The sequence below is a fragment of the Alloyangia pacifica genome (assembly GCF_900116195.1).
In the GTDB taxonomy this organism is placed as follows: Bacteria; Pseudomonadota; Alphaproteobacteria; order Rhodobacterales; family Rhodobacteraceae; genus Salipiger; species Salipiger pacificus.
In genome coordinates, this window is the sequence record NZ_FOZW01000002.1 from 166,297 (window position 1) to 190,990 (window position 24,694).

The following is a 24,694-nucleotide window of genomic DNA, read 5'->3' on the forward strand; positions in this document are numbered from 1 at the left end:
GGGGCGACATGGGTTTCAAGGTTCTGGCAAGTCACGCCATTCTGGCACTCGGGACGGCGCTTGCCGCCGCTCCGGTTGCGGCACAGCGGATCGATACGATCAGCGATCCGGCGGAGCTTCCGCCGGCCAGCTATTCCGCATCGCAATACGTCGACAGCCGCGGCTGCGTTTTCGTGCGCGCCGGGTTCGACGATGCGGTGATCTGGGTGCCGCGGGTCAGCCGCGCCGGCGATCCGGTCTGCGGTTACGCGCCGAGCCTGCAGGGCCAGGGTACCGCCACGGCGGCCGCTCCGGCCCCGAAGGCCAGCCCGACTCCGGTCCAGACACCGGCCCCGGCGCCTGCCGCCACTCGCACGGTCCAGGCGGCCGCGCCGACGCAGGCTCCCGCCCGCAGCAGCCAGCCGATGACCACCGTGGCCTCGAAGCCCGCAACCGTGGTCAAGGCCCCGGCCTCCAAGCCGCCTGCCGCGCCTGCGCCGCGCGTCGTCGCGACGGTTCCCGCGCCGAAGGCCGTGGCAGTTCCCGCACCGCAGGGCGGCGGTCTGGTCGGTGGGGCCTGCGCTCCCGGTTTCAGCGGACAGATCCAGAGCGATGGCCGGACGGTGCGCTGCGGGCCGCAGACCGCGCCCTACGTCACCGAGGTGCGTCGCGGCGAGGCGCCGGCACCCGGAAAGAACGTCTACTACAATACCGGCAACGGCACCGGCAGCTGGCAGGACGGCAAGCTGATGGTGCCCGGTAGCACCCGCATCCTGCCGCGCCACCTCTACGAGGAGGGGCCGGCCGAACGCACGTTGATCCCCGCGGGCTACCGCCCCGCCTGGGAGGATGACCGGCTGAACCCGCATCGCGCGCTGCAGACGGTAAAGGGCTACTACGACACCCAGCGCGTCTGGACCAAAGAGATTCCCCATACCTCGACCGCCGGCTCCACGGTGGTCGCCAAGGCCCCGCGGGTGCGTTTCGAAGGCGACCCGGTGCTGAAGCCCGCCCTGTCCAGCACCGCGGCCCGGTCTTCCACGATGGTCGCCGTGGCGTCGGACAGTGCCTCTGACGTAAGCGCCAAGCCGCGCTACGTGCGGATCGGCGCCTTCACCTCGCCGCAGAAGGCCGAGGAGGCGCGCCGCAGATTGCAGGCCGCCGGCCTGCCGGTGCAGGAGCTTCTGCGCAAGACGGACGGCATGCGCCGCCTGCGCGTCGGTCCTTTTGCCGACGAGCGCGCGGCGCGGGTTGCCCTCGCAAGGGTTCAGGCCACCGGCTACGATCAGGCAGCGCTGCGCTGAGCGCGCTCACCCCTTCTTCTCCTTGAAAATACGCCGGGGGAGTCCGCGTCAGCGGACGGGGGCGGAGCCCCCTCTCGGGCCTGGGTCCCGTGCCTTGTTCCGGCCCGTGTACCTCAGCCGCCGCATATTCCCTGCAGCCGCACCCAATCCGCATCGCTGAGCACCTGCACGCTGCCCTCCGCGGCGCGCGGGTCGCCCTCGACCAGCGGCAGCACGGTCTCGCCGGTGATGTCATGGGCATAGGCATAGGGCGAGCTGCGTAGCTCGATCTTCGCGAAGGCGGCGAGCAGCTCGTCTTCGGGCACCGGCACCTGCGGGCGGGTGAGCAGGGTCTCGGCGTAGCTCTCCAGCGTGCCGCGCGGCAAGGTGCCGGTGGTCAGCAGCTTGAGGCTGGACCAGAGGCCGGCGTGCCGAAGCAGATCGCCAAGCGGGTCCGATTGCTTTGCCCGGAGCGACTCGGCGAGGATGTAGCCCGCTGCCACGTCCGGATCCTCGTAATCCTCGAGCAGATCGCTGCTGACGAGGATCAGCCCGCCCGGCAGATGCGCTGTGTCGCGGACCCCGTCGCGCAGGACGACGAGATCGTTGCGGCGGCTCTCGCCGAGGACGCGCGCCGCGAGGTGGCGCAGCGGGCGGGTCGCCTCGCCGGTGCCGCAGGGCCGCCCCGAGACGCGGGTGATCTGGCCGAGCAGCGCCTGTCCGATCTCGACACGCTTGGCGCGCGGCACCACCCGCTCGGCGTGGTCGAGCAGCGCGCCGGGCAGCCACAGCAGCGCGCCCGCGGCGACGATGGCGGCGGTGCCGATGACCATCCGCATGCGCAGTTTTCCGGGCTTGGGACGGCGGCGCTCGATGTCGCGCAGCACGCGGTCGATGGCGTCGATCATCGTCGCCTCGTCCTCGGCCAGTTCCAGGGTCTCGCCGGGATCACCGTCGGGATGGTAGAGCGCCGGGTTGCGGCCCTTGTTGGCGCGCACCACGGCGGCCATCGACCAATGCGACAGGGCCCGGCCCGAGACATCGGAGACGGTCAGAGTGGCGTCGCCCATAGAGAGGATAACCTCGCGCCGCTGCGCATCCGGCTCGGGCCGCCAGAGCGCGGTGGATTCGAGGCGCTGGTACTCCTTGAGGGCTGTCATGCTCGGGGTGTGTTCTCGGGGCGTTTCTGGGGCGCTTGGGGTGGCCGGGGCGGCATCTGCTCTGCCTTTTCTCCGCCACTGATTAGCAAGCTCGTCGTTCAGGGGCAATCGCTCCCGCGCGCCGCTGGTCGCATGGACCTGCGCAGCCGTGCCACGGTGGCGAAAAAGACGCGGATTGGTCGGGTGTTGCGGATGTTCCGGCAGCCGCGGCGGCGTTAGTCTCGGACGCATGATCATCTCACCCGGCCGCGCCTACATCTTTGTGCATATCCCCAAGACCGGGGGCACCTCGCTGGCGCGGGCACTGGAGCAACGCGCGCACCGCGACGACATCCTGATCGGCGACACCCCCAAGGCGCTGAAGCGCAGGGGCCGGCTGAAGGCGCTGACGCCGCGCGGTCGGCTGTGGAAACATTCGACGCTGGCCGACATCGACGGCATCCTGACGCCCGAGGAGATTGCCGGGATGCGCCGGGTCGCGCTGGTGCGCAACCCCTGGGACCGGATGGTGAGCTACTACCACTGGCTGCAAGCGCAGGCATTCGATCATCCCGCGGTCGGGCTGGCGCGACAACTCGACTTCGCCTCCTTCGTCCTGCACCCGCAGACCACGCAAAGCCTGCGTGCCTGGCCGAGCGCCCGCTACCTGCGCGACGCGCGCGGGGCCGATCGCGGTGACATCTGGCTGCGTCTCGAACATCTCGAGGAAGATTTGCCGCCGCTCGAGGCGCATCTCGGGTTTCGCCTCGCGCTGGGGCATGAGAACCGCTCCGAGCGGCAAGGCGACTACAGGGCGTACTACAACGAGAGCGTCTCGCGCCACGTGGCAGAGATCTGCGCCGAGGACATCGGCCGTTTCGGCTATTGTTTCGGCTAACGCGCCGGCGCTTTGTGGAGTTTTCGGCCATGGGACAAAATTTATGTCCTCTTAAGGGCGGTTAACTATTTCGTTAACCATTTCTTAAGAACTTGGCGATTTGACTGCTGGCACGGTCGCGACCTCGTTTACTGGCGGCCGTGCCAGGGGGTGAACCGCTCCTATGATCGTTTCCGTTTTCTGTATGCTGGCAAGCATTTGATCTTGGATCGGGTACACCCTCTGGCGCTTTTTCCCTGCCGCCGATGCCCCGCTGCAAAACCTGCCGTCTTGGCCGATCTCCTTGGCTGTCGCAAAGGGTCGGGACGTGGTTCAATCTCATCGGATCGGGTCGAGCAAGGCATTCCCAAGGCGGCAATCCTTAACCACGTCCTGGCCGCAGGGCACGGGCTCCAGTTCCTTGGAGAGGCACAGTCGCGCCTCCTGGATGCGGCCCGATTGGCAGGTGATGGTCAGCATGTCCGGCTCCCAGCCGGGATTGGCCTGCAAGAAGGCCTCCTCGATCACCGTCGCTGGCAGGGTGACCGGATCCTCGAGCCGGCGCAGGACCTCGGGTCGGGACACGCTCTCGTAGGCGCGGCGGGCGAGGGCGAAATAGTCCTGCGCGGACAGCCCGGCGCAGACGCCGTGTTTCTTCCACTGGTACCAGGCCAGCCCCGGCGTACCCATGATGTCGGCCATGGCGGCGGTCTCCTTGCGGCTCGGCGGGCGGGCGGTGGAGTCGCAATAGGAGGGGTAGCCGCGGGTATACTGCGGCCAGAGCCCGTGCAGCACCCAGCCGAGCGCGCGCTCGCATTGCGGCGAGTTCCGCGCCTCGCCCTCGAGCGCGCACCAGGTCGGCGACCAGCTCAGCGACAGCACGTAATAGTCGAAAGCGCCGGCGCGCTCGCCCTCGGCGCGGGCGGAGGGAGCCAGCGGGCAAAGGATGACGCAGGTGAGCAGGATCGGCAGCCAGCGCATTTTCTCTTTCCTCTTGGGTTCGCCGCGACTATATAGGCCCGAAGTTCCCCGACAACGGTAACCCGTCCTGGAGAAGTAATCCGGGACCTCCCGAGGCCAACGCCTTGGGGGAGGGGAGAAGATTTACGTAAGGAGATGATCCATGGCAAAACTGCTGCATCCCAAGGCGACCGCTGTCTGGCTCGTCGACAACACCACTCTTACCTTCAAGCAGATTGCCGACTTCACCGGCATGCACGAACTGGAAATCCAGGGCATCGCCGACGGTGACGTTGCTGGCGGCGTGAAGGGCTTCGACCCCGTGGCCAACAACCAGATCGAGCAGATCGAGATCGACAAGGCCGAGAAGAACCCCCTCGCCAAGCTGAAGCTGAAGTACAACCCCGCCGCCGTCGACGAGGACAAGCGCCGTGGCCCGCGCTACACCCCGCTGTCGAAGCGCCAGGACCGTCCGAACGCCATCCTGTGGCTGGTGAAGTTCCACCCTGAGCTCAGCGACGGCCAGATCTCCAAGCTGGTGGGCACCACCAAGCCGACGATCCAGTCGATCCGCGAGCGCACCCACTGGAACATCCAGAACATGCAGCCGATCGATCCGGTCGCGCTGGGTCTTTGCCGCCAGTCCGAGCTTGATGCCGCCGTGGCCAAGGCCGCGAAGAACCGCGACGAGGTGATGACCGACGACGAGCGCCGCAAGCTGGTGTCGACCGAGCAGAGCCTCGGCATGGACAGCCACGAGCCGCGCCTGCCTTCGGCGATCGAAGGCCTCGAGACCTTCTCGCTCTCCGATCCGCGCGGCGAGGACGACGAGGAAGAAGACAAGGGCCCGAGCGATTTCTCGGACGCCGACAGCTTCTTCAACCTGCCGTCCAGCGACGAGGATGACGACGAGGACGACAGCGACGATCCGCGCGGCTGACCCCGCGCGCCTGCGCGGCAGGGGCGGGTCCGCCCGCACGCAGCGCGGGTCGCCACGATCGTCTGAAAACATGGGGCCTGCCGGGGATATCCGGCAGGCCCTTTCTTTTGCGCCAGGCGCTGTTCACTGGGCGCTTGCGGGACGTTGATGCCGCTTGGTCACGTGTCTCGGCATGTTTGCATGGACATGGGGCTATCCGAATCTTGCCGGCCGCATCCTGCTGGGCATTCGGCCTCGGTCGGAGCTGGTCACAGGGCCGCTGTCGTGGCCCCGGTCAGAGCTCCCGTGGACGCCGAGTTGTTGGGCGCAGTCCCGAGTGTCGGCGGCCGGGCGGCATGTCCACCCCTCCGTTTGACGGGATCGGAGCCTCTGACCGGCTCTCTCGTTCCGGTCACACCGGGCTCGGGCCGACTTGGCTTTCGGAACGCCGGCAAGCGCGCGATGTACCGCGCGTCGGGGGGCGTTCCGTCATCACAGACGCGGAGCATAGCCATCGGGAAAGGGTGTGTTGCCCGCATCTCTTGACCCCCCGTGTTCCGCGGGGCCAGCGATAGCGCGCACCGTGAGCTGACCGCGGGAGAGCCCGGAGGGTCGCGCGGCGGACAACCCGCCGCGCGCGTCCTCAGAAGCCGATGGTGCGCAGCAGCAGGAAGCAGCCTGCGGACAGCAGGGCGGCGGCGGGCACCGTGATCACCCAGGCCGCGACGATGGTCATGAAGTGCGAGCGGCGCACGAGCTTGCGGCGTGTGCGTTCCTGGCGGGGAATGCTCACCGCGGGGCGGTTCAGGTGGATCTTGCGGGCGCGGCGCTCGGAGTGCCATTCGCGGAAGAAGCCGACGCCGAACACGCCGCCGACGGCGATATGGGTCGAGCTGACCGGCAGGCCCAGCCAGGAGGCGGCAATCACCGTCACCGCCGCCGAGAGTGCGACGCAATAGGCGCGCATCGGGTTCAGCTTGGTGATCTGGTTGCCCACCATGCCGATCAGCTTCGGCCCGAAGAGCACGAGGCCGAAGGAAATCCCCAGCGCGCCGATCACCATGACCCAGAGCGGGATCGAGACCTCGCCGGCGACGCTTGCGGATTGCTGCACGTAGACGATGGCGGCGAGCGGACCCACGGCGTTGGCCACGTCGTTCGCCCCGTGGGCGAAGGACAGCAGCGCCGCCGAGACCACCAGCGGCAGGCGGAAAAGGGCCTTGAGAGAGCGGGTCCGGTTCTCCAGCCCCTCGGACTGGCGGCGGATGAAGGGCACCGAGATGAGGCCGATCACCACGCCGGCCACGGCGCCGATGAACAGCGCGGTCGCGAAGTCGATCTTCACGAGCTTCTTCAGGCCCTTAAGCGACAGATAGGCGGCGAAGGCGGCGGCCATGATGCCGATCAACACCGGCACCCAGGTCCGCGCGGCGGCGATCTTGTCCTCGACGTAGATCACCCGCCACTTGATGAAGGCCAGCATCGCGGCGGCGATCAAGCCACCGAGCAGCGGCGAGATCACCCAGCTGGCGGCGATGGCCCCCATGGTGGGCCAGTTCACCGTGCCGAGCCCGGCTGCGATGATGCCGGCGCCCATCACGCCGCCAACCACCGAATGGGTGGTGGAAACGGGCGCGCCGAGCCAGGTCGCGATGTTCACCCAGATCGAGGCCGCCAGCAGCGCCGCCATCATGGCGCGCACGAAGATCGCCGTGTCCGCCAGCCCTGCAGGATCGATGATCCCTTTCGAGATGGTCGACACCACGTCGCCCCCGGCGATCAGCGCCCCGGCGGTCTCGAAGACCGCGGCGATGGCGATCGCCCCCAGCAGCGACAGTGCCTTGGCCCCCACGGCGGGCCCCATGTTGTTGGCCACGTCGTTTGCGCCGATGTTGAGCGCCATGTAGGCGCCGAAGGCGGCCGCCACGACGACAGCGAGGCTCTGGACCTCACCGCCGGTGAAGATGGCCGCGGCCACGGCCGCGAGCGAGACGAAGACAAGGCTGACGCCCACGCCGACGAGCGGCCGCGACGCGTACATGGTGGCCTCTTCCAGACGCGTCAGACGGTTCAGGTCCTTGTCGAGCGTCTTCCACTCAGTCGTGGTGTCATCAGTCACTGTGAGTTTCCTTGAAGTCCTGTGGTCCGTCCGGCGCTGGCAGTGCGCCGCGGGCCCGCTCAGGGTTGGCGCGCGTTCGCGAGCAGGGCAGGGAAGTCGGCGAGGATCGTTTTGAGCTGCTCCTCGTCGACGGCCTCCGCGGCGTCGGCCGGGGCCATCCACTTGCGTTCGCGCGACTGCATGTCGGGGTAGCTGTCCAGCAGCTTCTCGACCTCCACGGCGTAGACATCCACGTCGGTGGTCACCGGCAGCTGGTCGTTGACGATCTTCTTGTAGCGATATTGTCCGATGCGGATCGGGCGCTGGCCGCGGTGCTTGACCCCGGCTTCCTCCCAGGCTTCCTGCAGCGCGGTTCCGGCGCCATCGGTGCCACTCATCGGCCAGCCCTTGGGCAGAATCCAGCGGTGCGCGCCGTGGGTGGAGGTGATCAGCAGGACCTCCGGACCGTCGTCGGCCGAGCGGTGACACAGCGCGGCGATCTGGACGCGGGCAGGCCTGCCCAGAAGCGGCGCAAGATAGCTATTCCACAGACGGCTGAACATGGGCTCACCGGGCTTCGACAGGGACGGATCGGGGGCGTGTATCGCATCGCGCGCAGGATCTCAACCCGGCGGTGGGCTGTCGCAGGGTCAGGCGGTCTCGCAAAGTCGCCGGCAGCAGACGGCACGCCGGGCTAGGCGCCGCGCCGCACGAGGTGCCCGGCGGTACGGTTGGCGATTGCGCCGGTCAGCTCCGAACGTGTCGGCAGCTCCCAAACGATGGCGATGCTCATCCCCGTCATCGCGAGGGTGCGCCTGCCGCCTTGGCGCGCGAGCATGGCATCGAGAGTGCCGAGAGTTGCCGGTTGCCGATGACATCCGGATGGCCTTGCATGGGGCGGGCCGGGGGGGCTGCACGGTCGGCGCGCAGGCAAGACTTCGTCGAAGCTGCCGCGGCCGCTTGCCGTGCGCTCGGAACCGCGGCGCGGGCGCGGGCCGTCTCCATGACCCTCGGTGTACTGAGCTGCCGGGCCCATCGCCCATGTCCGAGCCAGGCGGTCGCCCCGCTCGGCAGGAGACCGGCGTCAGCCTGCCGCGGCCACAACTCGGCGAGATCGGCTTCGGCCTTTTCGGCGCCTTGGCGGCTGCTGCTGCCCCTATCGGTGCCCGGACCTTCGGTGCGCCCACACCAGCCTGCCCCGGTCGGCAGGGTGTCCAAACCGAGTACCGGCGTCATGGCGCCCTGTCATCAGTGTCTCGAGAGAGCGTCGGCCTGCGGGGCCGCTGCAGCGCATTGCCTCGAGGCGGAGGCAAGGCGGGGCCACCGGGGGCAGCCGAAGGTCGACGGCGGCCCGCGGCCGAGTTTTTCGCGCAAGGCACTGTTGCCCGTACCGAAAAGCGCCTGGCCGACGCAGACCTCCCCGAGCTCGGCGGTCGCGAAGCGGGCCAGCTGGTCATCGGGGCGCGGCCCATGGCGCGCCCGGGCCAGAGGCGTGCGGGCCGACCGCAGAGGGACTGTCCGTGCGGCGCTGGCTGGTGCCACCGCAGGCACGCCGCCGCGGATGCAGCTCGATGCCGTCGCCGCGGCGGCGGTCGGAGGGGAGCCGGAAGCGGTGATCGAGGCACGCGCGATCCTCTTCATGCGCAAGTTTCTTGGCCGCAGTCCCGCTCCGGCCTTGCGTTTCGCGCGGGGCCGTTCGCCTGGCGCGGCGCGGTTCACTCGACCGGCGCGCCGAAGACCGCGATCACCAGTCCCAGCAGCGCCAGCGCTTCGAAGGCCAGCGCCCGCCCGCGCTGGCCCTGCGCCCGTGCCCCCATCGCAGCGATGCCGGACTGCAGTGCGTAATAGAGCGCGAAGGCACGGCTGGCGAAGGCGATGATCTCGAAGACATCCAGCATCCACGTCAGGACCAGCCCAAGGCCGACCAGCAGCGCGTAGGCCGTGCGCACCCGGATGCGGCGGCGGGTCAACTCCTCCACCAGCCCACCCGCGCCACCGGTGTCGGCCACCGCCGCGCTGAACTGCGCCGCAAGCGCCGCGGCGGTGAGCATCAAGGGCAGGATCGGCGCCACCAGCCCCATCAACCCGATGATCGCCGTCTCGCTGGCGTCGCCGGTGCCCGGGGGGAAGACATAGGCGATGAGCCCGATATAGGCCATGTAGATGCCTGCCGAGAGCCCCTGTGCGAGCTTCATCGCGCGGATGCGGGTGGGCGCGGTGTACTCGGCGCCGAGATAGCGGGTGGTCTCGAACCCCTGCACGGTGACGATGAGGCCGAAGCCCAGCGTCAGCGCCGCCCAGCCCGACAGGGTCGGCGGGTTGGCAAGCAGCGCCCCGTCTCCGGCCTTGTCGCTGAAGAAGACCGCCAGCCCCGCCAGCAGCCCGGCGGTGATTGCCAGTTTCAACCCCACGGCGATCTGCTCCAGCCGCTCCAGCGCCGAGAAGCCGCGCGTCCATCCGACGCCGAGCACCAGCAGGAACATCGCCGAGGTCAGCAGCTTGGCATGCAGCGGATCGTTCCAGGGAGTCAGCCGGGTGCCGAAGGCGCCGAAGAGGTTGAGGTAATAGGCCACCGAGATCACGTAGGCGAAGGCCAGCGCCCAGGAGGCGCCGGTCTCCAGCCGCTCCTCGGCGGCGCTGCGCGTGCCCTGCGCCCGGCGCGCGATATTGGCGCGCACCGCCGCGCCGAAGAGCCAGGCGCCAAGGCAGAGCGCCGCCATCACCACCGGCGCCCAGATGCCGTAGGCGGCCTCGAGGATTGGTCCGAGAACGAGAAAACCGCTGCCGATGATCGAGGCGAGCGGGGTCACCGTGGCGCGCCAGAGCCGGGCGCGGGACAGCCGGGGCCAGAGCAGCAGGAGCGCGGTGCCGAGTGTGGCGCCGAGGATCAGGGCAGTCATCATGCAGGCAGGCTAATCCCGTGCCGTGCCAAAGGAAATGCGACATCGCGGGCCGTGTCGCGGGCTTGCGGGAGGGGCGGGGCCGCACTAGGGTCGCGCCGCAGTCAGAAGGGAGCAGCGCATGGCCCACGAGTTTCCGGTGCGTGTCTACTACGAGGACACCGACATGGCGGGGATCGTCTACCACGCCAACTACCTCAAGTATATCGAGCGCGCCCGCTCCGACTGGGTGCGCGCCCGCGGCATCGACCAGAATGCGCTGCGCGAGGTCGAGGGCATCGTCTTTGTGGTGCGCCGGATCGAGGCGGACTATCTTGCCCCGGCGCGTTTCGACGAGGAACTCGTGGTCCGCACCGAGGTGAAATCGGTTTCCGGCGTGCGGCTGGGGCTGGTGCAGGAGGTGCAGCGCGGCGGCAAGCCGCTGTTCCGCGCCGAGGTGACGCTGGTGGCGATCACCTCCGACGGCCATCCGGCGCGCCTGCCGGCCGCGATCCGCCAGCAGATGCACTGAGCCCGGACACCCGGCCGGCGTCCGGGGCTTCTTCTCTTTCCAAATACGCATTTGGCCCCGCCGGGCCATGTCGGACTGGCAGGGCGACGCGGGAAGCGACGGCCTTGGCGGCGCTCGTTCCGGCGCGGCGCCGCGGCTTCAGCGCTGCGCCGCGCCGTTGACCCCGCGGAAATGGGCGATTTCCCGCGGGAATCTGCCGCTTTCACGCCCCTGATGACGTCAATGTGTTGGTGATGCGCCTGCAAATCGGCTACATAGGCCGGTAATCGAGAGCCTCGAACGGAGGCCAATTCATAGCCCATGAGGAAGAGCAGGCTTATGGACGCAAATACCCTTGCGCTCGCGCAGGAGATCGACTTCTCCATGTGGGGGCTCTTCGCCCGTGCCACGCTGACCGTCAAACTGGTGATGCTGATGCTGATCCTGTCGTCGGTCTGGGCCTGGGCCATCATCTTCGAAAAGATCGTCGCCTATCGCCGCGCGCGCCGCGAGGCCGCGGTCTTCGACCGCGCCTTCTGGTCCGGCGAGCCGCTCGACGAGCTTTTCGACCAGATCGGCCCCGAGCCGCGCGGTCGCGCGCAGCGGGTGTTTGCCGCCGGCATGACCGAGTGGCGGCGCTCGCATCGCGGCGACGGCGGGATGATCGCAAATGCCTCGGCGCGGATCGACCGCTCGATGGATGTCGCCATCCAGAAGGAGGCCGAGGACCTGCAGCGCGGGCTGCCGGTGCTGGCAACGGTTGCTTCGGCTGCGCCCTTCGTCGGGCTTTTCGGCACGGTCTGGGGCATCATGCACGCCTTCATCGAGATCGCGCAGCAGCAGGACACCTCGCTGGTGGTCGTGGCACCCGGCATCGCCGAGGCGCTCTTTGCCACGGCGCTGGGTCTTGTCGCGGCGATCCCGGCGGTGATCTTCTACAACAAGCTCTCGGCCGACTCGGATCGCGTGATCGCGGGCTACGAGGCTTTTGCCGACGAGTTCTCGACCATCCTCTCGCGCCAGCTGGATTCCTGATCCATGGCCGGTGGCGTGATGAAAAAGGGAGGCGGCGGAGGCCGCCGTCGGCGTCGCCGCAGCGGTGGCGGGGGTCAGCCCATGGCCGAGATCAACGTCACGCCGATGGTGGACGTGATGCTGGTGCTGCTGATCATCTTCATGGTCGCCGCGCCGCTGCTGACCGTCGGCGTGCCGGTGGAGCTGCCGAAGACCGCGGCCTCCTCGCTGCCGAACGAGGCCGAGGAGCCGCTGACCGTGACCATCGCCGCCGACGGCATGGTGATGATCCAGACCACCGAAGTGCCGATGGACGAGCTGACCCCGCGCCTGCAGGCGATTGCCACGGAGCGCAGCGACGACCGCATCTTCCTGCGGGCCGACGGCTCGGTGCCCTATGACACCGTCGCCAAGGTGATGGGCGCGTTGAACCGCGGCGGCTTCTCGTCGATCGGCCTTGTCACCGACGCCGGCGGTCCGACGCTGGACGGCACGGCCCCCGCGGCCGGCAACTGAGGGAGCGCCCTTGCGCAGGAACCTCTATATCTCGGGCGCATTGCACCTTGCCGTGATCCTTTGGGCGATCTTCGGCAATGTCTTCCGCCCCGATCCGCCGCAGGTCGAGACCTCGGCGGTCACGGTGATCTCGGAGGCCGAGTTCGCCGCGCTGACCCGTGCCGCGCAATCGCCGGAGACGTCGCAGGAAATCGACGCGCCGCCCGCCCCCGAACCTGACGCGCGCCCCGCGGCACGGCCCGAACCCGCCGAGCCAGAGCCCGTGCCCAATCCAGAGCCGCCCGCGCCGACGCCCGAGCCGGAGCCCGAGCCCATGCCGGAGCCGGTCGCGCCGCCCGCGCCGGTGACCCCGCCCGACACCACGCTGCCCGAGGCGCCGCCGACCCCCGAGGCCTCGGCCCCGCCGCCGGTGCTCGCGCCCGAGCGCGCCGATCGCCCGGTGCCGCGCCCCGCGCCGCGAGTCGCGCCCGAGCCCGTCGCGCCGCCCGAGCCCGACACCAATGTCGCCGAGGAGGTCCAGCAGGCCGCCGAGGCCGAGTCGGACTCCGCCGAGGTGGTCGAGGAAGAGCAGGAGGCGACCGCCCCCGAGGAAGTGGCGACCGAGATCGTCACCGAGGCCGAGGAGCCCGCCGCCGCCGAGGAGCCCGCGCCGCCCGCGCCGACGCTCGCGCCGGATGCCTCGCGCCGTCCGCTGACCCGGCCGACGCAGCTCGCGCAACGCCCAGAGCCGGAGCCTGAGCCGAAACCGGAAACGCCGAAGCCGGCCGAGAAGCCAGCGGAGACACCGAAAACCGAGACCGCGCAAACCGAAACGCCCAAGCCCCCCGCGCCGGAACCGGCCGAGGACGCCGTGGCCGATGCCATTGCGCAGGCGCTGGCCGCCGGCGGCGCTGCCGAGAACACCGGGCCTGCCGGGCCGCCGCTGACGCAGGGCGAGCGCGACTCGCTGCGCGTTGCGGTGCAGAAGTGCTGGGTCGTCGACGTCGGCAGCCAGGCGGCCAACGTGACGGTCACCGTCAGCATGGACATGGAGCCCGGTGGCCGGGTGGTCTCGTCCTCGCTGCGGATGATCGGCTCGTCGGGGGGGGATGCCTCCGCGGCGGAGACGGCCTTCCAGAACGCACGGCGGGCGATCCTGCGGTGTCAGGCCGACGGCTACCCGCTTCCGGCGGACAAGTACGACCAGTGGAAGACCATCGAAATGACCTTCAACCCCGAGCAGATGAGGCAGCGGTGACCGCCCGTTTCGCAAGGTTTTGCGCAAGCCGCGCGTTGCGGCGCTTTGTCCGGGGCACCTCCCCGCGCTATGTTTGCCCCGAGGCAGTCACCTCGGCCGACAACAAGCGCGGCGGCGCGACCGGGAAGGAGAACACGAGCATGACAAGACTACTGGCCCTGATCCTCGCCCCTGCGCTCGCAGTGGCGGGTCTGGCGGCGCCGGCGCTGGCCCAGAACGGCCCGCTGCGCATCGAGATCACCGAGGGGGTGATCGAGCCCTTGCCCTTCGCGGTGCCGGATTTCGTCGCCGAGAGCGGTGACGCCGGGCAATACGCGCAGCAGATCAGCCGGGTGATCGCCGAGGACCTCACGGGCACCGGCCTCTTCCGCGAGATCCCGCGCGACGCGCATATCAGCCGCGTGTCGAATTTCTCGAGCCCGATCCAGTTCTCGGACTGGAAGGCGATCAACGCGCAGGCGCTGATTACCGGTGCAGTGTCTTCGGATGGCGGCGGGCGGCTCACCGCCAAGTTCCGCGTCTGGGACGTCTTCGCCGGTACCGAACTCGGGCAGGGCATGCAGTTCTCGGCCACCGCCGACGGCTGGCGCCGGCTCGCGCATAAGGTCGCCGACCAGGTCTACTCGCGGATCACCGGCGAGAGCGGTTACTTCGACAGCCGCGTGGTCTTCGTGTCAGAAACCGGGCCGAAGGACGAGCGTGCCAAGCGGCTCGCGGTCATGGACTACGACGGCGCCAACGTGCAGTTCCTGACCTCCAGCAACTCCATCGTCATCGCGCCGCGCTTCTCGCCGAACGGCGACCGGGTGCTCTACACCAGCTACGAGACCGGCGAGCCGCGGATCCATGTGCTCGACGTCGGCTCGGTGCAGAGCCGCATCCTGCCGACCTCGGACGGGGTGATGAGCTTTGCGCCGCGCTTCTCGCCGGACGGCTCGCAGCTGCTCTACTCGATGACCCGCGGCTCGAACACCGACATCTACGCGATGGACATCAACTCGGGCCAGACCCGGCAGCTGACCACCGCGCCCTCGATCGAGACCGGCGCGAGCTTCTCGCCCGACGGCAGCAAGATCGTCTTTGAAAGCGACCGCTCGGGCACCCAGCAGCTCTACGTGATGTCGGTGGGCGGCGGCGAGCCGACGCGGATCAGCTTCGGCCAGGGCCGCTACGGCACGCCGGTCTGGTCGCCGCGCGGCGATCTCATCGCCTTCACCAAGCAGAACGCCGGCCGCTTCCACATCGGGGTGATGCGCACCGATGGCTCCGAAGAGCGCTTGCTGACGGCATCGTTCCTCGACGAGGGCCCGACCTGGGCGCCGAACGGCCGGGTGCTGATGTTCGCCCGCGAAACGCAGGGCGCGACCGGGGCGAGCTCGCTCTATACGGTCGACGTCTCGGGGCGGAACCTCAAGCGGGTGCGAACGCCGGATGGCGCGTCGGACCCGAGCTGGGGACCGCTGCAGTAAGCGCGGCACCCTGCGCGCCAGCCGGTGGGTCGGCGCGCAGGGCGGTTTCCGTTCAATCCCCGGACGGAGACCCTGCGCGGCGGAGTGAGACCGGCGGCGTTGTTGCTCAAGAAACAAACCTCTCAAAAGGGTTATCTTGCCTTCAATGCGCCACGTTCCCAAGGCTTTCGCGCTGTGCTAGCGTTGGTGCAAACACACGAGCAGGACAGTGATCCAATGACATATCTTCCGAAGGTGATGATGCTGGTGGCCGGCCTCGGGCTTGCCGCCTGTACCAACCCTGACCGCTTTGGCGCGGGCGACGGCTCCGCGGGCGCGGGTGCTGGTTACGGCAATGGCAGCGGCGTGAACGGCGGCTACCTCGAAGGCTCCGCCAGCGACCCGCGCTCCTCGGCCTATTTCAACCAGGCGATCGGCGACCGCGTGCTCTTTGCCGTCGACCAGTCGACGCTCTCGGCGCAGGCCCAGGCGACGCTGGATGCACAGGCGCAATGGCTGATGACCAACTCCGACTACCTCGCGGTGATTGAAGGCCACGCCGACGAGCAGGGCACCCGCGAATACAACATCGCACTCGGCGCGCGCCGTGCCAACGCGGTGATGGAGTACCTGATCTCCAAGGGCGTGGCATCGAGCCGCCTGCGCCAGATCTCCTACGGCAAGGAACGCCCGGTCGAGATCTGCTCCGAGGAAGCCTGCTACGCCAAGAACCGCCGCGCGGTGACGGTGATCTCCATGGGCATGACGAGCTGAGGCTGAGCGAATGCGTCTGACCGGCATTGCCCTCTGCCTGGGCCTGATCGCCACCGGAGTGCAGGCCCAGCAAACCGAGACCCTGGCGGACCTCCGCCAGGAACTCGTCATGCTCAACGGTGAACTGCAGAAGCTCAAGCAGGAACTGAACACCACCGGGATCGGGTCGATGAACGTCTCGGGCAGCACGCTCGACCGTGTTAACGCGATCGAGGCGGAGCTGTCGCGGGTGACCGCGCGCACCGAGGAGCTGGGTCATCGCATCGACAGCGTCGTGGCGGATGGCACCAACCGCATCGGCGATCTGGAATTCCGCATCTGCGAGATGGAGCCGGGCTGCGACATCGGCAGCGTCGGCCAGACCAAGCCGCTTGGCGGGCAGCAGCCGTCGACGGGCGGCACGCCCGCACCCCTTCCCGCGGTCCCGGCGGACACCGCAGAGACGCCCCTCGCGGGCGGCGCGCAGCTTGCCGTCGGCGAAGAGACGGACTTCCGGCGGGCGCAGGAGGCGCTCGCCAACGGTGACTTTCAATCCGCCGCGGACAAGTTTGCGGCCTTCCGCCAGACCTACCCGGGCTCTCCGCTAGAGGCGGCGAGCTACGTGGCCGAGGGGCAGGCGCTGAAGAAGGCGGGCGACACCCGCGAAGCGGCCCGCCGCTTCCTCGGAGCCTATGCCAACTACCCCGAGAGCGAGGTCGCCCCGGCGGCGCTCTGGCAACTCGGCACGGCGCTTGGCGAACTGGGCAGCACCACCGAGGCCTGCGTGACGCTGGGCGAGGTCGCGACCCGCTACCCGGGCGCACCCGAGGTCGCCCAGGCACAGGCCGAGATGGGTCGCCTCGGCTGCCAGTGAGGCAGCCGGTGACCCTGCGCTCCGAGAGCCCTGTCGGCGCCTCGCTCGACCAAAGGTTCGCCGAGGCGATGGGGGCGGCGCTCGGCCCTGATTTTCCCGAAAGCATCGCGCTCGCCGTCTCCGGCGGGGGCGACAGCATGGCGATGCTCACGCTGGCGCACAACTGGACCCATGTCTGGGGCGTCCGGCTGCGCGTGGTGACCGTCGACCACGGGCTGCGCCCGGAGGCCGCCGCCGAGGCACAGATGGTCGCCGAAACCTGCGCCGAGCTGGGCTGGGAGCACCAGACCTTGCGCTGGCATTGGGATGGGCAGGGCAACCTGATGGACGCGGCGCGGCGGGCCCGGCTTTCGCTGATCGACGCCTGGCGGGGAGACACCCGCGATGTGCTGCTGGCCCATACCGCGGATGATGTCGCCGAGAGCTTCCTCATGCGCCTCGCGCGCGGGGCGGGTGTCGAGGGGCTGTCTGCGATGCGTCCCGTCCGCGAGGTGCACGCGGGGCAGGGCACGCCGATGCGGATCCTGCGCCCCTGCCTCGATATGCGCCGGGCGGAACTGCGCCACTACCTGCGGGTTCTGCAGGGCCAATGGGTGGATGACCCCTCCAACGACGACGAGAAATACGAGCGCGTTCGCGCGCGCCGTCTGGTGGCGCGGCTCGAGGCCGAGGGGACGCTCGCCGGCGCGGATCTGAGCGGTGCGGCCGCCCGCATGGCGCGGGCCTCCGAGGCGCTGCGGGCACGGGCGGCACAGGTCTGGGGCGAGATCGCCGTCGCGCCGTCTCCGCAGCGCCTCGGCGAGCTGATCTGCGACCAGTCCGGGTTCCAGTGCGTCGAGCGGGACACGCAGCTGCGGCTGCTGTCCTCGGCGCTCCGCTACGTTTCCGGCGCCGAGTACCCGCCACGCGAGGCCCCGCTGGAGGCGTTGCTCGACCGGCTCCTCGGCGGCGGAGGCGGCACGCTGCATGGCTGCGAGGCGCGGATCGAACGCGGGTGCATCGCGATCTTCCGGGAGTTCGCCGCCGTGCAGGAGCTGCGCGTTCCAGCCGTTGCGGCTGCGCTCTGGGACGGTCGCTGGCGGCTGGCGCGCGACGTGCCAGAGGGATTGATCCTGCGGGCCCTTGGCGAGGATGGCTGGGCGCAGCGTGACCGCGCGGCCCCGCAGCCGGTGCCATTCCACGCCGCACGCAGCGCCCCGGCGCTCTTCGAGGGCGCACGTCTCGTCGGCTGTGATGCGCTGCAACCCACGGGAGAGCTGCCGCTTTTCGACTTCTGCCTCTTCGGGCATGGGGGGCAGGACTTCGCGGCTTTCCTGAGGTATGGCCCCGCTTCGGGGTGAAATCGCATTGAACCGGCTGGCTCAGCCCTTATGTTAGGCACACATCGCGACTTCGCGAGGAGCGCGAGATACGTCATTTTAGGAGGCCGTCCTTGGGCAACGCACGAAATATCGCCTTCTGGGTCGTTCTTTTCCTGTTGATTCTGGCGCTCTTCAACCTCTTCTCCGGGGGTGGAAGCACGCTGCAGAGCCGGGAAATCAGCTACTCGGACTTCATGGAGGCGGTGGATTCGCAATCCGTCAGCTCCGTCACCATCGACGGCGAGCAGATCCGCTATCGTGGCAATGACGGTCAGGATTACGTCACCGTCAAGCCCGAAGATGCCCAGGTCACCGATACGCTCATCGACAAGGGCGTAACCGTTCGGGCCGAGGCACAGGAACAGTCGGGCTTCCAGGCCTTCCTTCTGAGCCTTCTGCCCTTCCTGCTGCTGATCGGCGTGTGGATCTACTTCATGAACCGCATGCAGGGTGGCGGCAAAGGCGGGGCCATGGGCTTCGGCAAGTCCAAGGCAAAGCTGCTGACCGAGAAGCATGGCCGCGTCACCTTCGACGACGTGGCAGGCATTGACGAGGCCAAGGAAGAACTCGAAGAGATCGTGGAATTCCTGCGCAATCCGCAGAAGTTCTCGCGCCTTGGCGGCAAGATCCCCAAGGGCGCGCTGCTGGTGGGCCCTCCGGGCACCGGTAAGACGCTTCTGGCGCGCGCCATCGCGGGCGAAGCCGGCGTGCCGTTCTTCACCATCTCCGGTTCGGACTTCGTGGAAATGTTCGTCGGTGTCGGCGCATCGCGTGTGCGCGACATGTTCGAGCAGGCCAAGAAGAACGCCCCCTGCATCGTCTTCATCGACGAGATCGACGCCGTTGGCCGCAACCGTGGCTCTGGCTATGGCGGCGGCAATGACGAGCGCGAGCAGACCCTCAACCAGCTGCTGGTCGAGATGGACGGTTTCGAGGCGAACGAGGGCGTGATCATCATCGCGGCCACCAACCGCCGCGACGTGCTTGACCCCGCGCTGCTGCGTCCGGGCCGCTTTGATCGTCAGGTCATGGTGGGCAACCCCGACATCAAGGGCCGCGAGAAGATCCTCGGCGTGCACGCCCGAAAGACCCCGCTCGGCCCGGATGTCGACCTGCGCATCATCGCGCGCGGCACGCCCGGCTTCTCGGGTGCGGATCTGGCGAACCTTGTCAACGAGGCCGCGCTGATGGCCGCCCGCGTCGGCCGCCGTTTCGTGACCATGGAGGACTTCGAGAACGCCAAGGACAAGGTCATGATGGGCGCCGAGCGCCGGTCGATGGTCCTGACCGCCGAGCAGAAGGAAAAGACCGCCTACCACGAGGCTGGTCACGCCGTCGTCGGTCTGCTGCTGCCGCAGTGCGACCCGGTCTACAAGGCGACGATCATCCCGCGCGGCGGTGCCCTCGGCATGGTGGTCTCGCTTCCCGAGATCGACCGCCTGAATTGGCACAAGTCCGAGTGCGAGGAAAAGCTCGCCATGACCATGGCCGGCAAGGCCGCCGAGATCATCAAGTACGGCGAGCCCAACGTGTCGAACGGCCCGGCTGGCGACATCCAGCAGGCCTCGGCGCTGGCGCGTGCCATGGTCCTGCGCTGGGGCATGTCGGACAAGATCGGCAACATCGACTACTCCGAGGCGCACGAAGGCTACCAGGGCAACACCGCGGGCCTGTCGGTGTCGGCGCACACCAAGGAGCTGATCGAGGAGGAGGTCCGTACCTTCATCCAGGTCGCCTACGAGCGTGCCTACCAGCTGCTCACAGAGCACAACGAGGAATGGGAACGCCTCGCGCAAGGTCTGCTTGAATACGAGACACTGACCGGTGACGAGATCAAGCGCGTGATGAAGGGCGAGCCGCCGCAGGCCTCGGGTGGCGAGGACAGCGGGTCGGACGACACGCCCAGCATCACCTCGATCCCCAAGACCAAGCCCAAGGCCAAGCCCGCCGATGACGGCGGCATGGAGCCCGAGCCCTCGGCATGAGCCGGATGGCTACCACAGACTGGAACCCCGGGACCTATCACAGGTTCCGGGGTTTGCGTTTGCGCCCCGCACTGGATCTGCTGCGCGCGCTGGGTCCGCTGCCGGAGGGCGCGGTGATCGACCTTGGCTGCGGTGCCGGCGACGTTGGACCCGCGTTGTCCGGGTTGGGACGGCGGCTCGAGGGGGTGGACCTGAGCCCGGCCATGCTCGAGAGCGCCCGCGCGACAGGCTGCTATGACGCTCTGCACGAGGCTGACCTCTCGGCCTGGGCACCCGACGGACCGCCCGCGCTGATCTTCTCCAACGCCGCGCTGCACTGGCTGAAGGGCCACGAAACCCTGCTGCCGCGATTGCTGCTCATGCTCGCGCCGGGCGGCACCCTTGCGGTGCAGGTGCCGGCACAGAACAACGCGCCCTCGCACCGCATGTGGCTGGCGCTGGCCGACGAGCATTTTCCGGGGCGCGTCGATCATGCGAAGATCCCCGGCATCCTGCGCCCGGCGGAGTATCATGCGCTGCTCGAGCCGCTGGGCGAGGTCGCACTCTGGGAGACGGAGTATTACCAGCTGCTCGACCCGCAGGAGGAAGGCCACCCCGTGCGGCACTTCACCCAGGCGACTTTTGCCCGCCCGGTGCTCGAGGCGCTGACCCCCGCGGAGCAGGCGCAGCTGATTGCGGCCTACGAGGAGGTGATCGCCAAGGTCTACCCGGTGGATCCGCAGGGCCGGGCGCTGTTCCCCTTCCGGCGGCTGTTCTTCACCGTCACGGTCTGAGGCGCCACGTCTGCCCGGTGCCACCACTCGCACGGCAGGTGGCGGCGCTGATGATGGCGCAGACTGGCCCGGCCCCAACATGCACCGATATTGGCAGAGCGGCAGGAGTTCTTGAGCAGACCGACCTCCGGCGCGCCATGTTGGCTGCGGCGACAGTACAAGGGTCGGCACCGTGCCCAGTGTTGTTCCGCTGCGCCCGGGGATGGAGGATTTCCCCCCTCGACGCCGGGTCGTATCTGTGGCCCAAGTAGGCCCCGTACCGTCATTTTCCGAGGACACGCCATGCCCGCGCTTATCCCCACCGAGTTCACCGCCCGCATCACCTGGCTCGGGCAGGTCCCGATGGAGGGCGACAATATCCGCTCGCAGGCGGTCGAGGCGCTGGACATCGGCTGGGGTGGGCCGGAGGGAGAGCGCCACGGCGGGATCACCCGGCCGTCCTGTTCGCGGGTCACCTCCCAGCACAAGCGCGGCACCGAGATCGCCAATGTCCGCCAGCTGTGCCTGATGTCGGCCGAGGAACTGGCGGAGATCGCCGAGAGTCTGAAGCTCCCGGTGGTCGACCCGCAGCTTGCCGGGGCGACGCTGGTGCTCGAGGGTATCCCCGATTTCAGTCACCTGCCGCCCTCGTCGCGGCTGCAGGGGCCGGACGGCGTGACCTTGGTCATCGACATGCAGAACCGTCCCTGCCACCTGCCGGCGCGCGAGATCGAGGTGGAGCACGAGGGCCACGGCAAGTCCTTCAAGACGGCGGCCAAGGGCAAGCGCGGCGTGACCGCCTGGGTCGAACGGCCCGGGCACCTGGCGATCGGCGACACGCTGCGGCTGCACATCCCCGACCAGCGCGCGTGGGATCACCTCGGGGCAGCGCGGAAAGGCTGAACGCTTCGGGCGTGACCGGGGCGGGGGAAGCCGTTATGAGGGCGGCAGAAAAGCAGCCGGACAAGGGGGCCCAGCCATGACCACCGACATCGAAATCGCCCGCGCCGCCGAGAAGCGCCCGATCCAGGAGATCGGCGAGAAACTCGGGATCACCGGTGCCGACCTCATCCCCTATGGCCATGACAAGGCTAAGGTGTCCGCCGGGTTCATCGCCGGGCTCAAGGGGCGCAAGCAGGGCCGTCTGATCCTCGTCACCGCGATCAACCCGACGCCGGCGGGTGAGGGTAAGACCACCACGACCGTCGGTCTTGGCGACGGGCTGGCGGCGATCGGCAAGAATGCCGCGATCTGCATCCGCGAGGCCTCGCTCGGGCCGAACTTCGGCATGAAGGGCGGGGCCGCCGGCGGCGGCTACGCGCAGGTCGTGCCGATGGAAGAGATGAACCTCCACTTCACCGGCGATTTCCACGCGATCACCGCGGCGCACAACCTGCTCTCGGCGATGATCGACAACCACATTCACTGGGGCAACGCGCTCGACATCGACCTGCGCCGCATCGTCTGGCGGCGGGTGCTCGACGTCAACGACCGGGCGCTGCGCGACGTCGTGACGGGGCTTGGCGGCGTGCCCAACGGCTTCCCGCGGCAGGGTGGCTTCGACATCACCGTCGCCTCCGAGGTCATGGCCTGTCTGTGTTTGGCCGATGACCTTGCCGACCTGCAGCAAAGGCTTGGCGACATGATCGTCGCCTACCGCCGCGACAAGACCCCCGTGCACGCGCGCGACCTCAAGGCCGATGGCGCGATGACCGTGCTGCTCAAGGACGCGCTGCAGCCCAATCTCGTGCAGACGCTGGAGCACACGCCGGCCTTCGTGCATGGCGGGCCGTTTGCCAATATTGCCCACGGCTGCAACTCGGTCATGGCGACCAAGACGGCGCTTGCTCTGGCCGACTACGTGGTGACCGAAGCGGGCTTCGGGGCCGACCTCGGGGCCGAGAAGTTCTTCGACATCAAGTGCCGCAAGGCCGGGCTGCATCCAGACTGCGTGGTGCTGGTGGCCACGGTGCGGGCGCTGAAGATGAACGGCGGCGTGGCCCGCGCCGACCTCGGGGCCGAGGACGTGGCGGCGGTGAAGCAGGGTTGCGCCAACCTTGGCCGCCACATCGAGAACCTGCGCCAGTTCGGTGTGCCGGTGGTCGTGGCGATCAACCATTTCGCCGGCGACAGCGAGGCAGAGGTGGCAGCGGTCAAGGCCTATGCCGAGGCACGCGGTGCCGAGGCGCATCTCTGCCGCCACTGGGCCGAGGGCTCGAAGGGCATCACGGCGCTCGCTGAGCGCGTGGCGCATATCGCCGATGGTGACGCCGCGCAGTTCGCCCCGATCTACCCCGACGAGATGCCGCTCTGGGAGAAGATCGAGACCGTCGCCAAGCGCATCTATCACGCCGAGGAGGTCTCCGCCGATCCGCGCATCCTTGCGCAGCTCAAAGAGTGGGAGGAACAGGGCTTTGGCAACCTGCCGGTCTGCATGGCCAAGACCCAGTATTCCTTCTCGACCGATCCCAAGAAGCTCGGCGCGCCCACGGGGCACATGGTGCCGGTGCGCGAGGTGCGCCTCTCGGCGGGAGCGGGCTTCGTCGTGGCGATCTGCGGTGACATCATGACCATGCCCGGCCTGCCGCGCGTGCCGGCCGCCGAGACCATCCGGCTCAACGACGCAGGCGAGGTCGAGGGGCTGTTCTGAGGCCACCTGTCCCGTCCCAAGCGCGGGCGCCGTCTCCGGGCGGTGCCTGCGGTTTCCGATCCGCGCCCCGATTGTCGTCTTTGTACTGAGCTTTGCCGCACTGGTGCGTTGATCATCGCGCCGCATCGCGGCATAGGGGGCGCACCGGATCACGGTCACTTTGCAAGGAGACGCTCATGCGCGATCCCGCAACCCTCGGCGACATGGCGGCGCTGCGCGCCGAAATCGATGCCACCGACAAGGCGCTGTCGGCGCTGCTGGCGCACCGCCAGAGCCTCATCGACCGTGCCGCCGAGATCAAGACCGGCGCGGGTCTGCCCGCCCGGATCAAGGCCCGCGTCGACGAGGTCATTGCCAATGCCCGGCGCAATGCCGAGGCCGAGGGGATCGATCCGGACCTGAGCGAGACGCTCTGGCGCGAGCTGGTGGACTGGTCGATCCGCCGCGAAGAAACGGTACTGGGACAGGAGTGAGGCGCATGAGCGCGACGATCATCGACGGCAAGGCCTTTGCCGCAAAGGTGCGTGAACAGGTTGCCGCCCATGTGGCGCGGCTGAAGGACGAGCATGGCATCACCCCCGGCCTCGCCGTGGTGCTGGTGGGCGAGGACCCGGCCTCGGAAGTCTACGTCCGCAACAAGGGCAAGCAGACGCTCGAGGCGGGGATGAACAGCTTCGAGCACAAGCTTGCCGCCGACACCTCCGAGGCGGACCTGCTGGCGCTGATCGACCAGCTCAACACCGATCCGGCGGTGCACGGCATCCTCGTGCAGCTGCCGCTGCCGGGGCACCTGAACTCGGATTTGGTGATCAACTCCATCGACCCGGCCAAGGATGTGGACGGCTTCCACATCTCCAACGTCGGCCTTCTGGGCACCGGGCAGAAGAGCATGGTGCCCTGCACCCCGCTCGGCTGCCTGATGATGTTGCGCGACCACCTCGGTTCGCTCTCGGGGCTGAACGCCGTGGTGGTGGGGCGCTCGAACATCGTCGGCAAGCCGATGGCGCAGCTGCTGCTTGGCGACAGCTGCACGGTGACCATCGCGCATTCGCGCACCAAGGATCTGGCCGAGGTCTGCCGCCGTGCCGACATCCTCGTCGCCGCCGTCGGCCGCCCCGAGATGATCCCCGGCGACTGGGTGAAGCCGGGCGCTACGGTGATCGACGTGGGCATCAACCGCATCCCCGCGCCGGAAAAGGGCGAAGGCAAGCACCGGCTGGTCGGTGACGTCGAGTTTGCCTCCGCCGCAGAGGTCGCGGGCGCAATCACCCCGGTGCCGGGGGGCGTCGGTCCGATGACCATTGCCTGCCTGCTGGCCAACACGGTGACAGCCTGCTGCCGGGCCAACGCTCTGCCCGAGCCCGAGGGGCTGACGGCGTAACTGCGCGTGGAGCCGGGGGAGCGCCAGCCCATGGGTAGGCGCTCCCCCTGCGGCCTTCGGGCTTGATTTCGTGGAGAC

At 68.7% G+C, this 24,694-nt stretch carries 22 protein-coding genes; 17 read left to right on the forward strand and 5 right to left on the reverse strand.

The window, feature by feature from the left end:
* Positions 1 to 8: 8 nt before the first annotated feature.
* Positions 9 to 1,283 carry an SPOR domain-containing protein gene (locus BM397_RS05255; RefSeq protein ID WP_092419332.1) on the forward strand — a complete coding sequence of 425 codons (1,275 nt, stop codon included), beginning with the start codon at positions 9 to 11 and terminating at the stop codon, positions 1,281 to 1,283.
* Between the two features lie 113 nt (positions 1,284 to 1,396).
* On the opposite strand, the gene BM397_RS05260 is transcribed toward BM397_RS05255, so the two are convergent.
* Positions 1,397 to 2,422, reverse strand: coding sequence for a hypothetical protein (locus BM397_RS05260; RefSeq protein ID WP_092419335.1), 1,026 nt, complete (start codon positions 2,420 to 2,422; stop codon positions 1,397 to 1,399).
* Positions 2,423 to 2,651: 229 nt separating this feature from the next.
* Between BM397_RS05260 and BM397_RS05265 the strand changes: the two genes are divergently transcribed.
* The gene (locus tag BM397_RS05265) at positions 2,652 to 3,299 is read left to right on the forward strand and encodes a sulfotransferase family 2 domain-containing protein (RefSeq protein ID WP_092419338.1); all 648 of its coding nucleotides are present in this window, start codon (positions 2,652 to 2,654) and stop codon (positions 3,297 to 3,299) included.
* Between the two features lie 318 nt (positions 3,300 to 3,617).
* On the opposite strand, the gene BM397_RS05270 is transcribed toward BM397_RS05265, so the two are convergent.
* Entirely contained in the window at positions 3,618 to 4,259 is a 642-nt protein-coding gene (locus BM397_RS05270; RefSeq protein WP_092419341.1) for a ribonuclease T2 family protein, read from the reverse strand.
* 142 nt (positions 4,260 to 4,401) lie between these two features.
* On the opposite strand from BM397_RS05270, the gene BM397_RS05275 reads away from it, so the two are divergent.
* The gene (locus BM397_RS05275) at positions 4,402 to 5,178 is read left to right on the forward strand and encodes a DUF1013 domain-containing protein (protein ID WP_092419344.1); all 777 of its coding nucleotides are present in this window, start codon (positions 4,402 to 4,404) and stop codon (positions 5,176 to 5,178) included.
* Between the two features lie 622 nt (positions 5,179 to 5,800).
* Here the strand turns inward: BM397_RS05275 and BM397_RS05280 are convergent.
* The 3 genes from BM397_RS05280 to BM397_RS05295 all read right to left on the reverse strand — a co-directional run bounded on the left by BM397_RS05280 (position 5,801) and on the right by BM397_RS05295 (position 10,158).
* On the reverse strand, positions 5,801 to 7,276 hold the full coding sequence (locus BM397_RS05280; protein WP_092419347.1) for an inorganic phosphate transporter: 1,476 nt from the start codon (positions 7,274 to 7,276) through the stop codon (positions 5,801 to 5,803).
* A gap of 59 nt (positions 7,277 to 7,335) precedes the next feature.
* Complete coding sequence (locus BM397_RS05285; RefSeq protein ID WP_092419351.1) at positions 7,336 to 7,818, reverse strand: NUDIX hydrolase; 483 nt, start codon at positions 7,816 to 7,818, stop codon at positions 7,336 to 7,338.
* 1,152 nt (positions 7,819 to 8,970) lie between these two features.
* Positions 8,971 to 10,158 (reverse strand): Aq_097 family APC-type transporter, encoded by a 1,188-nt coding sequence (locus tag BM397_RS05295; protein ID WP_092419354.1) that lies wholly within the window; start codon positions 10,156 to 10,158, stop codon positions 8,971 to 8,973.
* A gap of 118 nt (positions 10,159 to 10,276) precedes the next feature.
* On the opposite strand from BM397_RS05295, the gene ybgC reads away from it, so the two are divergent.
* The 14 genes from ybgC (at position 10,277) to folD (ending at position 24,616) form a co-directional block, all read left to right on the forward strand.
* Complete coding sequence (gene ybgC / locus BM397_RS05300; protein ID WP_092419357.1) at positions 10,277 to 10,666, forward strand: tol-pal system-associated acyl-CoA thioesterase; 390 nt, start codon at positions 10,277 to 10,279, stop codon at positions 10,664 to 10,666.
* A gap of 318 nt (positions 10,667 to 10,984) precedes the next feature.
* Positions 10,985 to 11,680: a protein TolQ gene (tolQ, locus tag BM397_RS05305; RefSeq protein WP_092419360.1), complete on the forward strand. Its 696-nt coding sequence runs from the start codon at positions 10,985 to 10,987 to the stop codon at positions 11,678 to 11,680.
* Between the two features lie 3 nt (positions 11,681 to 11,683).
* On the forward strand, positions 11,684 to 12,175 hold the full coding sequence (tolR, locus tag BM397_RS05310) for a protein TolR (protein WP_092419364.1): 492 nt from the start codon (positions 11,684 to 11,686) through the stop codon (positions 12,173 to 12,175).
* A gap of 10 nt (positions 12,176 to 12,185) precedes the next feature.
* On the forward strand, positions 12,186 to 13,412 hold the full coding sequence (tolA, locus tag BM397_RS05315) for a cell envelope integrity protein TolA (RefSeq protein WP_176806463.1): 1,227 nt from the start codon (positions 12,186 to 12,188) through the stop codon (positions 13,410 to 13,412).
* Between the two features lie 140 nt (positions 13,413 to 13,552).
* A complete protein-coding gene (tolB, locus tag BM397_RS05320; protein WP_092420553.1) occupies positions 13,553 to 14,881 on the forward strand; it encodes a Tol-Pal system beta propeller repeat protein TolB in 1,329 nt (442 codons plus the stop codon).
* 216 nt (positions 14,882 to 15,097) lie between these two features.
* Entirely contained in the window at positions 15,098 to 15,634 is a 537-nt protein-coding gene (gene pal / locus BM397_RS05325) for a peptidoglycan-associated lipoprotein Pal (RefSeq protein ID WP_092419370.1), read from the forward strand.
* 10 nt (positions 15,635 to 15,644) lie between these two features.
* Positions 15,645 to 16,487, forward strand: coding sequence for a tol-pal system protein YbgF (gene ybgF, locus BM397_RS05330; protein WP_092419373.1), 843 nt, complete (start codon positions 15,645 to 15,647; stop codon positions 16,485 to 16,487).
* Between the two features lie 8 nt (positions 16,488 to 16,495).
* Positions 16,496 to 17,827, forward strand: a complete 1,332-nt coding sequence (gene tilS / locus BM397_RS05335) for a tRNA lysidine(34) synthetase TilS (protein WP_245695939.1) — start codon at positions 16,496 to 16,498, stop codon at positions 17,825 to 17,827.
* A 92-nt stretch (positions 17,828 to 17,919) separates the two neighbouring features.
* Positions 17,920 to 19,833, forward strand: coding sequence for an ATP-dependent zinc metalloprotease FtsH (gene ftsH / locus BM397_RS05340; RefSeq protein ID WP_092419376.1), 1,914 nt, complete (start codon positions 17,920 to 17,922; stop codon positions 19,831 to 19,833).
* A gap of 59 nt (positions 19,834 to 19,892) precedes the next feature.
* Positions 19,893 to 20,606, forward strand: coding sequence for a methyltransferase domain-containing protein (locus tag BM397_RS05345; RefSeq protein ID WP_245695940.1), 714 nt, complete (start codon positions 19,893 to 19,895; stop codon positions 20,604 to 20,606).
* A 282-nt stretch (positions 20,607 to 20,888) separates the two neighbouring features.
* Complete coding sequence (locus tag BM397_RS05350) at positions 20,889 to 21,488, forward strand: MOSC domain-containing protein (protein ID WP_092419382.1); 600 nt, start codon at positions 20,889 to 20,891, stop codon at positions 21,486 to 21,488.
* A gap of 76 nt (positions 21,489 to 21,564) precedes the next feature.
* Complete coding sequence (locus tag BM397_RS05355) at positions 21,565 to 23,235, forward strand: formate--tetrahydrofolate ligase (protein ID WP_092419385.1); 1,671 nt, start codon at positions 21,565 to 21,567, stop codon at positions 23,233 to 23,235.
* A gap of 176 nt (positions 23,236 to 23,411) precedes the next feature.
* Positions 23,412 to 23,708 (forward strand): chorismate mutase, encoded by a 297-nt coding sequence (locus BM397_RS05360; protein WP_092419389.1) that lies wholly within the window; start codon positions 23,412 to 23,414, stop codon positions 23,706 to 23,708.
* Between the two features lie 5 nt (positions 23,709 to 23,713).
* Complete coding sequence (folD, locus tag BM397_RS05365) at positions 23,714 to 24,616, forward strand: bifunctional methylenetetrahydrofolate dehydrogenase/methenyltetrahydrofolate cyclohydrolase FolD (RefSeq protein WP_092419392.1); 903 nt, start codon at positions 23,714 to 23,716, stop codon at positions 24,614 to 24,616.
* The last annotated feature ends 78 nt before the right edge of the window (positions 24,617 to 24,694 follow it).